Origin of the sequence: Streptomyces sp. DSM 40750 (genome assembly GCF_024612035.1) — a bacterium.
Classification (GTDB): Bacteria; Actinomycetota; Actinomycetes; order Streptomycetales; family Streptomycetaceae; genus Streptomyces.
Genome location: NZ_CP102513.1, coordinates 4,926,458 through 4,939,311, shown reverse-complemented (window position 1 = coordinate 4,939,311; position 12,854 = coordinate 4,926,458). Strand labels below are relative to the sequence as shown.

Below are 12,854 nucleotides of genomic sequence, written 5' to 3'. Positions count from 1 at the left end.
GGTCGGTGCGAGGCCAGGGCGCGCGGGCGCTGAACGGGTAGCGGAGGCGGGCGGCGGCGTACGCGCCGGGTAGCGTACGGGCCCTCTGCTATACGGGAGAGTGCTGTGCTGACCGTGACCTCGGTGAATGTGAACGGGCTGCGGGCCGCCGCGAAGAAGGGCTTCGTGGAATGGCTCGCCGGGACCTCGGCGGATGTGCTGTGCCTTCAGGAGGTGCGGGCCCAGCCGGAGCAACTGCCCGAGGGGGTGCGGCAGCCCGACGGGTGGCATGTCGTGCATGCCCCGGCTGTCGCCAAGGGGCGCGCGGGGGTGTCGCTCTATAGCCGCCGCGAGCCCGACCGGATCCAGGTCGGCTTCGGATCGGCCGAGTTCGACGGCAGCGGGCGGTACGTCGAGGCCGACCTGCCCGGGGTCACCGTGGCCAGTCTCTATCTCCCCTCCGGTGAGGTCGGGACCGAGCGGCAGGACGAGAAGGTCCGGTTCATGGGGGAGTTCCTCGCCTATCTGAAGGAGCTGCGGGAACGGGCCGCCGCGAACGGGCGTGAGGTCGTGGTGTGCGGCGACTGGAACATCGCCCACCAGCAGGCCGACCTCAAGAACTGGCGGGGGAACACCAAGAACTCCGGGTTCCTGCCGGAGGAGCGGGCCTGGCTCGGGCAGGTGTTCGACGAGGCGGACGGGGGATACGTCGACGTCGTGCGTGACCTGCATCCGGATGTCGAGGGGCCGTACACGTGGTGGTCGTACCGGGGGCGGGCCTTCGACGCGGATACAGGCTGGAGGATCGACCTCGCCGTTGCGACCCCGGGTCTTGCGAAGAGGGCGGTCAAGGCGTTCGTGGAGCGAGCTGCCAGCCATGACGAGCGGTGGTCGGATCACGCTCCCGTGACGGTCGTCTTCGAACGGTGACGTGGCGTGTGGGGTGTCGGCACCAGGGCTAGGGGTTCATGTCCTGTAGCCCGTAGCCCGTAGCCCGTAGCCCGTAGCCCGTAGCCCGTAGCCCGTAGCCCGTAGCCCGTAGCCCGCAGGTCGCAGGTCCGTGGCTGTCTATGACTGCTGCCGCAGTCGCCGGTCCAGGGCCAGTGACAGTTCCGCTTCCGCCACGTTCTTGGCGAGGGGGCGGAGGCGTTGGAGGTCTTCGGGGGTGCGGTTGCCGTGGGTGAGGACGAGGTCGGCGAAGAGGGCGGCGAGGGCGTCGGCGTGTTCGCGTACGTGGCGGCCGGCGGCGAGGACGTCGGCGAGGGGGACGCCCTCGCGGACCAGGGCGGCCGAGGCGTCGAGCAGGCGGCGGCTGATGTGGACGATCTCGCCGCCGTCGGTGGCGAGATAGCCGAGGTCGAGGGCGGCGGAGAGGTTCTCCGAGGTCGCCTGGTCGCCGAAGTGGTCGGCGAGTTCCTCGGGGGAGAGGTGGACCGGGACCTCCTCGCTGGGGGCGCCGAGGCCGAGCAGTTCGCCCACGTGGCGGCCCTGGTCGAAGGCCTCGGCCAGCTCGGCTATGCCGCTCAGGGTGTGGCCGCGTTCCAGCAGTGCCGCGATCGTGCGCAGCCGGGCCAGGTGCGTGTCGTCGTACCAGGCGATACGGCCCTCGCGGCGGGGCGGCGGGATCAGTTTGCGCTCCCGGTAGAAGCGCAGGGTGCGGACGGTGATGCCGGCCTTCCCGGCCAGCTCCTCCATGCGGTACTCGTGTCGCTCGCCGTCATCTGCCACGCGGGAAGCCTATGTTGTACCGCCGGTAACTTGGCAGCTCCCGACCCCTACCCATCGGTACGGTCCTGCCCTACGCTCCCCACTGCGCCAGTGATTACTGGCGCGGACATGAGGTGCGAACGCGGTGTGCGCACGCGATGAGGCGTGGAGGTACCGGATGGCCGAGCACGGACATGAACGGGAGCGGGCGGGCCGGGAGCGGGGGCCGCATGTGCGGGTGGCGGTGATCGGGTCCGGCTTCGGCGGACTCGGGGCCGCCGTGCGGCTGCGGCGCGAGGGGATCACCGACTTCGTCGTCCTGGAGCGGGCCGGTTCCGTCGGCGGCACCTGGCGGGACAACGACTACCCGGGGTGCGCCTGTGATGTGCCGTCCCACCTCTACTCGTTCTCGTTCGCGCCCAACCCCGACTGGCCGCGCGCCTTCTCCGGGCAGGAGCACATCCGGGCCTATCTGGAGCATGTGGCGGACGTCTTCCGGCTCCGGCCGCACATCCGCTTCGACTCCGAGGTGACGATGATGCGGTGGGACGGTGAGCGGCTGTGCTGGGACATCGAGACCAGCGGTGGGCGGTTGTCGGCCGATGTCGTTGTCTCCGCCACCGGGCCGCTCTCCGATCCGAAGATCCCGACCGAGGCCGAACTGCCGGGGCTCGGCTCCTTCCCCGGCAAGGTCTTCCACTCCGCGCGCTGGGACCACGGCTACGACCTGCGCGGCAAGCGGGTCGCGATGATCGGTACGGGGGCCTCCGCGATCCAGATCGTGCCGGCGATCCAGCCCGAGGTCGACCGGCTGACCCTCTTCCAGCGGACCCCGCCATGGGTGCTGCCGCGCGTCGACCGGGGCATCAGCGGCGTCGAGCGGTGGCTGCACCGGCAGCTGCCCTTGACCGCGCAGGCCCGGCGCGGACTGCTGTGGGGCATCCGGGAGTTGCAGGTCCAGGCCTTCACCAAGCGTCCCGAGGTGCTGGGCGTGGTGGAGCGGGTGGCGAAGCGGCACCTGGCCCGGGTCGTCGACGATCCGGACCTGCGCGCCCGGCTCACCCCCGACTACCGCATCGGCTGCAAGCGGATCCTGCTGTCCAACACCTACTATCCGGCGCTCACCCGGCCGAACGTCGACGTCGTCGCCTCCGGACTGGCCAAGGTCGACGGCTCCACCCTCGTCGCCGCCGACGGCAGCACCGCCGAGGTCGACGCGATCGTCTTCGGCACCGGGTTCCATGTCACCGACATGCCCATCGCCGACCGGGTCGTGGGCGCCGACGGCAGGACACTCGCCGAGGCCTGGGCGGACGGCGGGATGCGGTCGCTGCGCGGGGCCTCCGCCGCCGGCTTCCCGAACTGGATGACGATCATCGGGCCCAACACGGGTCTCGGGAACTCCAGCATGATCCTGATGATCGAGTCCCAGCTCGCCTACATGGCGGACTTCGTACGGCAGTTGGACGTGCTGGGCGGCCGGGTTGCCCTCGACGCCCGGCCCGCCGCCGTGGCGGCCTGGAACGAGCGGGTCCAGCGGCGCATGGAGCGCACGATCTGGAACACGGGTGGCTGCACCAGCTGGTACCTCGACGCGAACGGCCGCAACACGACCATCTGGCCGGGGACGACAGCTGAGTTCCGCGGTGCGACACGGCGCGTCGAGCTGAGTGAGTACGAGGTGCTGCGGGTGGCTCGGCCGCGTACGGAGAGCGAGGAGAGGTCCATGAAGACCGACACGGTGAAGGTGGAGGCCGGAGCGTGACACGACTGACCCATGTCAAGCACGGTCCCTACGCGCCGCCCGTCGCCGTACGGGAGTTGGCGGCCGTGTCCGCCGACGGGGCCCGGCTGCACGTCGAGGTGCACGGACCCCTCGAAAACACGGCTGCGCCGGTGGTGGTGCTCGTGCACGGCTGGACGTGCTCGACGGCGTACTGGGCGGCACAGATCCGGGATCTCTCCGTCGACCACCGGGTCGTCGCCTACGACCAGCGCGGCCACGGCCGCAGTCCCGCCTCCGCCGCGTGCACCGCGGACGCCCTCGCCGACGATCTGGAGGCGGTGCTCGCGGCGACGCTCGCGCCGGGCGAGAAGGCGGTGCTGGCCGGGCACTCCATGGGCGCGATGACGCTGATGGCGGCCGCCGGGCGGGCGGGCTTCCGGGAGCACGCGGCGGCGGTCCTGCTGTGCAGCACGGGCAGTTCGAGGCTGGTCGCCGAGTCGCTGGTCGTGCCCTTGCGGCCCGGGCGGGCGCGTACCTGGATCACCCGGAAGGTCCTCGGCTCCCGGGCGCCGCTCGGGCCGGTCACGCCGATCTCCCGGCGGATCCTCAAGTACGCGACGATGGGCCCCGGTTCGTCGCCGGTGATGGTGGAGGCGTGCGCGAGGATCGCGCACGCGTGTCCCACGCGGGTGCGCCACGCCTGGTCGCACGTCCTCGACTCGCTCGATCTCGACCACGGCGTAAGGAAGTTGACGGTGCCGACGGCCGTCGTCGTGGGCGCGGCGGACCGGATGACCCCGCCCGTGCACGCGCGGGCGCTGGCCGCCGCGCTGCCGGACTGTGTGGGCGTGAGCGAGCTGGCAGGGGTCGGGCACATGGCACCGGTGGAGGCGCCGCAGGCGGTCACCGCCCGGATACGCGGGCTCGTGACGACGTATGTACGGGCCAGGCGGGACGAGTTGGAGGAGGCGGGCGCATGAGCAGGGGCAGCACCCTGGAGGGGCGGGTCGCGGTCGTGACCGGGGCCGCGCGGGGCGTCGGGGAACTCCTCGCGCGCAAGCTCTCGGTGCGGGGGGTGAGGGTCGCGCTGGTCGGGCTTGAACCGGACGAACTGAAGCGGGTCTCCGAACGGCTCTACGGCGGTGGGGGTACCTCCCGCTCGAGCGAAGCCGAGAGTGGGGGACAGTACTGGCACGCCGACGTCACCGACCACGAGGCCATGGCGCGGGTCGCCGCCGAGGTCAAGGAGCGGTTCGGGCGGGTCGACATCGTCGTCGCCAACGCGGGCGTCGCGAACAGCGGGCCCTTCGTCGACTCCGACCCCGACTCCTGGCGGCGCGTCATCGAGGTCAACCTCGTCGGATCGGCCGTCACCGGACGGGCGTTCCTGCCCGCGCTGATCGAGAGCCGGGGGTATCTGCTCCAGATAGCCTCCCTCGCGGCGATCACTCCGGCGCCGATGATGACGGCGTACTGCGCGTCCAAGTCGGGCGTCGAGGCGTACGCGCACTGCCTGCGGGCCGAGGTCGGGCACCAAGGGGTGGGTGTCGGCGTCGGGTATCTGTCCTGGACCGACACGGACATGGTGCGCGGGGCCGACAAGGACGAGGCGCTGCGGGAGTTGCGGGAGCGGCTGCCGTGGCCGGCCGGGAAGACGTATCCGCTGGGGCCGGCGGTCGACCGGCTCGTGGCAGGGATCGAGCGGCGGTCGAGTCATGTGTACGGGCAGTGGTGGCTGCGGGGGACGCAGGGCGTACGCGGCTATCTCCCCGGCCTCATAGGGACGTTCGCGCCGCGGGAGGTGCGGCGGATGGAGCCGAGGCTTCGTGGGGTGTCGAAGGGGCTGGTGGGAGCCGGTGGAGCGGCGGACGAGCGGACGCGGGGGGCGGGGGCGCCGGGCTCCTCATGACTGAGCGTTACTGCTCGAAATGCGCTGTATGTCCGGGCGTGTTTGTCTGGTCGAGGCCCGATCCCCTCACCCAAAACGGGAGTGAATCCACATGGGCATGAAGGACCAGTTCCAGGACAAGGCCGAGCAGCTCAAGCAGCAGGCCAAGCGGAAGTCCGGTCAGTCGCCGGAGGAGTCGCGTGGGCGTTCCCCCGAGGAGCCTGCACGGCAGGAGCGTGAGCGTGCGGGGCAGCGCCCTGGTGGGCGCCCTGGTGAACGCCCTGGTGAGCATGGGCAGCCGCAGCGTCGGCCGCAGGAGAGTGAGCGTGAGCGTGAGCAGCGGGAGTCCGAGGAGCGGCTTCAGCAGGACTACGACATCTGAGTTCTGCTTGGCCTAGCGGCCGGCTTTGAGTGGGGTGCCCTTGTTGTGAGGGTGCCCCACTCTTCTTCTTCGCCCCCGCCGCCCCTACCCGTCCCATCCCAGGGGCTGTGCCCCTTCGACCCCCTTGAGCGCCTGACAGCTCGGGGGGTTCTGTTCTTTGGCGGGTGCGGGTTCGTCGTGGCTGGTCGCGCAGTTCCCTGCGCCCCTTAAAGGCCCGCAGTTCCCCGCGCCCCTTAAAGGCCCGCTGTTCCCCGCGCCCCTTAGGGGGCTCGGGGTGGCAGGGGTGGGCGGGATCTGTCCGGGACGTTGGTGTAGTCCGGGGGGGCTGCCGGGGGCTGGGAGTCGAGGAGGTTCAGGGCCAGGGTCACCGCCGCGTCGAGTTGGGTGTGGCGGCCCTCGGCCCAGTCCAGGGGGGTGCGGAGGGATTCCAGGTCGGGGGTGACGCCTCGGTTCTCGACGGACCAGCCGTACGCGTCGAACCAGGCGGCGTTCATGGGGACGGTGATGACGGTGCCGTCGCCCAGTTGGTGGCGGCCGGTCATGCCGACGACGCCGCCCCAGGTGCGGAGGCCGACGACCGGGCCGAGCTGGAGGAGCTTGAAGGCCGCCGTGATCATGTCGCCGTCGGACGAGGTCGCCTCGTCGACCAGGGCGACGACCGGGCCGCGCGGGGCGTTCGACGCGTACGACACCGGCTGGGCGTTTCTCGTCAGGTCCCAGCCCAGGATCGTGCGGGTGAGTTTCTCCACGACCAGTTCGCTGATGTGGCCGCCCGCGTTGCCGCGTACGTCGACGATCAGGGCGGGGCGGGACACCTCCATGCGCAGGTCGCGGTTGAACTGGGCCCAGCCGGAGCCGCCCATGTCCGGGATGTGGAGGTAGCCGCAGCGGCCGCCGCTCAGCTCCCGTACGACCTCGCGGCGTTTGGCGACCCAGTCCTGGTAGCGGAGGGGGCGCTCGTCGATGAGGGGGACCACGGCCACGCGGCGGGAGCGGCCCTCGCCCTCCGCATCGGAGGGGCCGCCCGAAGGGCCTACCTCGGAAGAAGGGCCTTCCTCGGAAGGGGGGTGGTGGGCGACGGGTTGGGCGAAGGTCAGTTCGACGGTCGAACCGCCCGCGCCGGCGAGGAGTGGATACGGTCCCGTCACCGGGTCCACCGGGCGGCCGTCGACGTGGGTCAGGACCGCGCCCTCCCGGATGCCCTGGCCGGCCAGCGGTGAGCGGGCCTTGGAGTCGGACGAGTCGCCGGGGAGGATACGGCGGACCACCCAGCCCTCGTCCCTGCGGACGAAGTTGGCGCCCAGGAGGCCCTGGCGGCGCTGGTAGTGGGGTGGGCCCTCGTTGCGGCGCGCGGGAGAGACGTAGGCGTGGGACGTGCCCAGTTCGCCCAGGACCTCCCTCAGGAGGTCCGCGAACTCGTCCGGGGACGCGACCCGTTCGACCAGCGGGCGGTACTGGTCCAGGACCCCGTCCCAGTCGATGCCGCTCATCTTCGGGTCCCAGAAGTACGCGCGGATGAGGCGGCCGGCCTCCGCGTACGCCTGGCGCCATTCCGCCCCCGGGTCGACCTGGTGCAGCACGCGCCGCAGGTCGATCCAGACGGTCGAGTCGCCGTCGCCGGGCTCGGTGGAGGGGACCGCCCGCAGATCGACCTCGTCGACGACCACGAGCCGCGAACCGTCGCCGCTCACCGTGAACCAGTCCAGGTGTTCGACCAGTTCGGACTTCTTCGCCTTGCTGATGTTGAAGTATTCGAGGGTCGGGCGGCCGGTCATGTCGTCCGGGTTGGCGAAGGTCTCGCCCAGGGCACCCGAGATCGGCCAGCGCAGCCAGACGAGGCCGCCGCCGGCGACCGGGTGGAGCGCCGAGTACTTGGAGGCGGTGACGGGGAAGGGCGTGACGCGGTTCTCCAAGCCCTCGATCTCCACGGTGACCGTGCCGCCGGTGTCCTCGTCCTCGGCCGGGTCCATGCCCCCGGCCACCGGGCGGCCGTCGGGGTTCAGGGCGAAGGGGGAGGGTGTGGCGGAGGAGAGCGGGACCAGGTAGGGGCGGCAGCCCAGCGGGAAGGACAGGTCCCCCGTGTGGACGTCGTAGACCGGGTCGAAGCCGCGCCAGGACAGGAAGGCCAGGTAGCGGCCGTCGCGCGTGAACACCGGGTTCTCGTCCTCGAAGCGGCCGTTGGTGACGTCGACGATGAGCCGGTCCTTAATACGGGCCATCTTGATCTGGCGGAGGCTGCGGCCGATGCCCGGGTGGGACCAGGTCAGCCAGGCGCCGTCCGGGGAGAAGGCGAGGTCGCGGACGGGACCGTTGAGGGACGTGATGAGTTCGGTGACCTCGCCGTTCGATTCCTCCGTCCCCGCGGCGGCAGCCGCTTCTTCGGACACCGTGAGGAGGAGGACGCGGCCGTCGTTCGCGGCGATGGCCAGGCGTTCGCCGCCCGGGTCCGACGCCAGTTCCAGGACGCGGCCCAGGTCGCCGGCGGCGAGGCGGCGGGGCTCGCGGTCGCCGGTGGCCCGGGGAAGGTAGGCGATCTCGATCGCGTCCTTGCCGTCCGCGTCCGTCACGTAGGCCACCTGCCCGCCGGAGCCGAGCATCTCGGGCAGCCGGACGCGTACGCCGGGGGTGTCGGCGATGGTCCGGGCGGGGCCTTCGCGGTGCGTCAGCCAGTACAGGCTGCCGCGTACGACGACCGCGCTCGCCCGGCCCGTCTCGTCGACCGAGAGGCCGTCGACGTGCTGGGCGGCCGGCACCTGGTACGGCCGCCGCCCGGTGAGCGACCCGCCGAGCCGCACGTCGAGGCGGCGCGGGAAGGAGCCCGGGTCGAGGTCGTCGACGATCCACAGGTCGCCCGCGCACTGGTACACCACCCGGGTGCCGTCGCTCGCCGCGTGCCGGGCGTAGAAGGAGTCGTGGTCGGTGTGGCGGCGCAGGTCGGAGCCGTCGTACGTGCAGGAGTAGAGGTTGCCGATGCCCTCGTGGTCGGAGAGGAAGGCGATACGGCCGCCGACGAACATGGGGGAGTGGAGGTGCCCGTCGAGGTCGGCCAGCAGCCGCTCGCCGTGCAGCCAGAGGCGGCCCATGGCACCGCCCCGGTAGCGCTTCCAGGAGGCCGGTTCGTGCGGGGGCGTACCGGTGAGCAGCAGCGTGCGGCGCTCGCCGTCGATCTCGGCGACCTGGATGTCGGAGACCGGGCCCCAGGGGAGCTTGCGGCCCGGGTCGCCGTCGAGGCGGACCTTGTAGGCCCAGGTGAAGTACGAGAAGGGCTCGCCGTGGGAGGCGACGGCCAGAATGTCCGAGCGGCCCTCGGTGTCGGAGGCAGGGGGCGTCCAGCCGCGGACCTCCGTGTCGGGGCTGCCCCAGTAGGTGAGGCGTTGGGCGGGCCGGCCGCCGTCCACCGAGGTCAGATGGATCTCCGGGACGATGCTGCGCCAGCTCGTGTACGCGATGTGCCGGCCGTCGGGCGAGAAGCGCGGGGTGGCGACCTTCGTACGGTCGACGGTGAGCCGCCAGGCGCGGTCGGAGCCGTCGAGCGGGGCCAGCCACAGGTCGTCCTCGGCCACGAAGCAGAGGCGGTCGCCGCTGAGGTGGGGGAAGCGGAGGTAGCCGGAAGCTCCGGCGGTGCTCTCGTACGCGTCACTGCCGGCTGCCTGCTCGTACTCGTCGCTCACCTCCCCATGCTTTTCCCCTGGAGGTGTACCGGCAACTTGGCCGCGGCGACCTGGCCGAGTGACCCAGGACACGAACGAAACCGTTTCGTTTCGTTGACAGGGTGGGCACCTCTCCGGGTATCTTCATAAGCGTACGAAACCGTTTCGTTCGAGAAGCGGGGCGCCGGGCCCGTGCCATGCCGCACGGCCGGTAGCCTTGTCGTCTCGAACGTGCAGCCCGAGTAAGGGGAGTGGGATGACTGAGACCGCGACGGTGCGCCGCAGTCGGATCACGCCCGAGCGTGAGGCCGAGCTCTACGCGGCCGTGCTCGACCTGCTCCGGGAGGTCGGCTACGACGCCCTCACCATGGACGCCGTGGCGGCCCGCACCCGGTCCAGCAAGGCCACCCTCTACCGCCAGTGGGGCGGAAAGGCCGAGCTGGTGGCGAAGGCCATGCGGCACAACAAGCCGGGTCCCGACATCGGCTCGGTCGACACCGGGTCCCTGCCGGGCGACATGCACGCGCTGGTGAGAAGCCAGGACGACTGCGCCATGGAGCAGAACTCCGCGTTGATGCGGGGGCTGGCCATGGCGATCCACGGGAATCCCGACCTTCTGAAGGCGTTCCGCGAGCTGATCATCGAGCCCGAGATGATGGAGCTTCGCCGCGTGCTGCAACGTGCCGTCGACCGGGGTGAGGTCCGCCCGGACAACCCGGCCGCCGAGTATGTGCTGCACATGTTGATCGGAGCCTTCGTCGCGAGGGGTCTGATCGAGGACCGGCCGCCCACGCAGGACTTCCTCTCTTCGTACATCGACGCCGTGGTGCTCCCCGCCCTCGGCGTACCGAACGACTGACCGACCCCGCGCCATCGCCGCCTGATGCGCGGCTGATCCATGGCTGGTCCATGGCTGCCGAATGACTGACCTGTACCTGACGCGACCGCTCACGTCGTCGGGCTGATCACCCCTGCCTTGTCTCGCCCTTCCCCGCCTTCCGGCACGGGCTGATCCGTCCCGCCCTCCTGCACGTCCACGACCTGAACGGGAGTACCACCCCGTGGCCACATTCCTTTACAAACTGGGTCGACTCGCCTTCCGGCGACGACATTTCGTAGCCCTGCTCTGGGTGGCGCTGCTGACGCTCGCCGGCGTCGGCGCCGCCTCCGCGCCCGCTGCGGGCCCGTCCTCCTTCTCCATCCCGGGCACCGAGGCGCAGAAGGCCTTCGACCTGCTGGAGGAGCGCTTCCCCGGCATGAACGCCGACGGCGGCACCGCACGGGTCGTCTTCAAGGCGCCCGAGGGCGAGAAGATGGCCGACGCCGCCAACAAGGCGGTCGTCGAGAAGGCCGTCAAGGAACTGGGCGACGGCTCCGAAGTCGCCTCCGTCAGCGACCCGTTCACCACCAACGCGGTCAGCAAGGACGGAACGGTCGCCTACGCCTCGGTGACGTACAAGGTCCCGGGCATGGAGCTGACGGACTCCTCCAAGGAGGCTCTGGAGGCCACCGCGCACAAGGCGCAGGACGCCGGGCTGACCGTCGAGATGGGCGGTGACGCCCTGCAGGCCGAGCCCGAGACGGCGGTCACCGGCGAGATCATCGGCCTCGCCCTCGCCGCGGTCGTCCTCGTCGTCACCCTGGGCTCGCTCGTCGCGGCCGGGTTGCCGCTGCTGACGGCGATCATCGGCGTCGGTATCGGCGTCGCCACCATCACCGCCCTCGCCAACGCGCTCGACCTCGGCGACACCACCTCCACCCTCGCCCTGATGATCGGTCTCGCGGTCGGTATCGACTACGCGCTGTTCATCGTCTCCCGCTACCGGACCGAACTGGCCGAGGGCCGGGAACGCGAGGAAGCGGTCGGCCGGGCCGTCGGCACCGCCGGCTCGGCGGTGGTCTTCGCGGGGCTCACGGTCGTGATCGCGCTGGCCGGTCTCGCGGTCGTCAGCGTCCCGATGCTGACCAAGATGGGTCTCGCGGCGGCGGGCACGGTCGTCATCGCGGTCCTCATCGCCCTCACCATGGTCCCGGCGCTGCTCGGCTACGCGGGCCGCAAGGTCCGGCCGGCCGGTGAGAAGGGCAAGCTGCTCGGACGCGGCAAGGCGAAGGACTCCACCAAGGACTCCACCAATGACTCCGCCCCGGAATCCGCCAAGGACTCCGCCGTGGTCAAGCCCAACATGGGCACCCGCTGGGCGAGCTTCGTCGTCCGTCGTCCGGTCGCCGTGCTGCTGTTCGGTGTGGTCGGCCTGGGCGCGATCGCGCTCCCGGCCACCCAGCTCGAGCTGGGCCTGCCCGACGACGGTTCGCAGCCGACGTCCACCACACAGCGCCGGGCGTACGACCTGCTGTCCGAGGGTTTCGGGCCCGGCTTCAACGGCCCCTTGATGGTCGCCGTCGACGCCAAGGACAGCGCGTCCCCGCAGGAAGCCGCCACCGCGGTGACTGACGAGATCAAGGGCCTCAAGGACGTCGTGACGGTGACCCCCGCGACGTTCAACAAGGCGGGCGACACCGCGATGATCACGGTGATCCCGAACTCCAAGCCGTCCTCGACGCAGACCGAGGACCTGGTGCACGCCATCCGTGACGCGGGCGCCGGCGTGACGGCGGACACGGACGCGAAGGTGCTGGTCACCGGCGCCACGGCGATGAACATCGACTTCTCGCAGAAGCTCACCGACGCGCTGATCCCGTACCTGGCGCTGGTGGTGGGTCTCGCCTTCCTCCTGCTGATCGTGATCTTCCGGTCGATCCTGGTTCCGCTGAAGGCGGCCCTCGGCTTCCTGCTCAGCGTGCTGGCCGCGCTCGGTGCCGTGGTCGCGGTCTTCCAGTGGGGCTGGCTCGCGGGACTCATCGGTGTCGAGGAGACCGGCCCGATCATGTCGATGATGCCGATCTTCATGGTGGGCGTGGTCTTCGGCCTGGCGATGGACTACGAGGTGTTCCTCGTGACCCGTATGCGCGAGGCGTACGTCCACGGCGAGAACCCGAACCAGGCCGTGGTGACCGGCTTCAAGTACAGCGCCCGGGTGGTCGCGGCCGCCGCGGCGATCATGATGGCCGTCTTCGCCGGCTTCATCGGCTCCGGCGAGTCGATGATCAAGATGATCGGCTTCGGCCTCGCCATCGCCGTCCTCTTCGACGCGTTCGTCGTCCGCATGGCCATCGTCCCGGCCGTCCTCGCGCTGCTGGGCGACAAGGCCTGGTGGCTGCCGAAGTGGCTGGACCGCGTGTTGCCGAACGTCGACGTCGAGGGTGAGGCCCTGCGGGCGCGGGACGACGCCGTCTCGAAGAACGCGGCCGAGGACGACGAGGACAGGGAACTGGTCCGCACCTGACGCGACGGACGGCTTCCGAGCAGGACCGCCGGTGAGGGCCCGTGGGGACGGGCGCCCTCACCGGCTTCTGCGTGCGGCCGTATGGGTTCTTTCGACTTCTTCGACAGAATCCTCCGACGACTCCGACGACTCCGAGGACTCTGATGACTTCGACGACTTCGACGACTTCGACGACTCC

At 70.9% G+C, this 12,854-nt stretch carries 9 protein-coding genes; 7 read left to right on the top strand and 2 right to left on the bottom strand.

What is annotated here, in order from left to right; all coding sequences use genetic code 11:
• The first annotated feature begins 105 nt into the window (after positions 1-105).
• The gene (locus JIX55_RS22080; RefSeq protein ID WP_257565027.1) at positions 106-909 is read left to right on the top strand and encodes an exodeoxyribonuclease III; all 804 of its coding nucleotides are present in this window, start codon (positions 106-108) and stop codon (positions 907-909) included.
• 138 nt (positions 910-1,047) lie between these two features.
• Here JIX55_RS22080 and JIX55_RS22075 read toward each other — a convergent pair whose 3' ends face one another.
• Positions 1,048-1,674 (bottom strand): MerR family transcriptional regulator, encoded by a 627-nt coding sequence (locus tag JIX55_RS22075; protein ID WP_443046713.1) that lies wholly within the window; start codon positions 1,672-1,674, stop codon positions 1,048-1,050.
• A 190-nt stretch (positions 1,675-1,864) separates the two neighbouring features.
• On the opposite strand from JIX55_RS22075, the gene JIX55_RS22070 reads away from it, so the two are divergent.
• The 4 genes from JIX55_RS22070 (at position 1,865) to JIX55_RS22055 (ending at position 5,682) form a co-directional block, all read left to right on the top strand.
• Positions 1,865-3,451: a flavin-containing monooxygenase gene (locus JIX55_RS22070; RefSeq protein WP_257565025.1), complete on the top strand. Its 1,587-nt coding sequence runs from the start codon at positions 1,865-1,867 to the stop codon at positions 3,449-3,451.
• On the top strand, positions 3,448-4,392 hold the full coding sequence (locus tag JIX55_RS22065) for an alpha/beta fold hydrolase (RefSeq protein ID WP_257565024.1): 945 nt from the start codon (positions 3,448-3,450) through the stop codon (positions 4,390-4,392). The genes JIX55_RS22070 and JIX55_RS22065 overlap by 4 nt, the downstream gene beginning before the upstream one ends.
• A complete protein-coding gene (locus tag JIX55_RS22060; RefSeq protein ID WP_257565023.1) occupies positions 4,389-5,321 on the top strand; it encodes an SDR family oxidoreductase in 933 nt (310 codons plus the stop codon). Before JIX55_RS22065 ends, JIX55_RS22060 begins: the two co-directional genes overlap by 4 nt.
• Positions 5,322-5,412: 91 nt before the next feature.
• A complete protein-coding gene (locus tag JIX55_RS22055) occupies positions 5,413-5,682 on the top strand; it encodes a hypothetical protein (RefSeq protein ID WP_257565022.1) in 270 nt (89 codons plus the stop codon).
• Between the two features lie 260 nt (positions 5,683-5,942).
• Here JIX55_RS22055 and JIX55_RS22050 read toward each other — a convergent pair whose 3' ends face one another.
• The gene (locus JIX55_RS22050) at positions 5,943-9,245 is read right to left on the bottom strand and encodes a S41 family peptidase (RefSeq protein WP_257569433.1); all 3,303 of its coding nucleotides are present in this window, start codon (positions 9,243-9,245) and stop codon (positions 5,943-5,945) included.
• Positions 9,246-9,588: 343 nt separating this feature from the next.
• Here JIX55_RS22050 and JIX55_RS22045 point away from each other — a divergent pair, with 343 nt between their 5' ends.
• Positions 9,589-10,191, top strand: coding sequence for a TetR/AcrR family transcriptional regulator (locus JIX55_RS22045; protein WP_257565021.1), 603 nt, complete (start codon positions 9,589-9,591; stop codon positions 10,189-10,191).
• 202 nt (positions 10,192-10,393) lie between these two features.
• Positions 10,394-12,676: an MMPL family transporter gene (locus JIX55_RS22040; RefSeq protein WP_257565020.1), complete on the top strand. Its 2,283-nt coding sequence runs from the start codon at positions 10,394-10,396 to the stop codon at positions 12,674-12,676.
• Positions 12,677-12,854 lie beyond the last annotated feature (178 nt).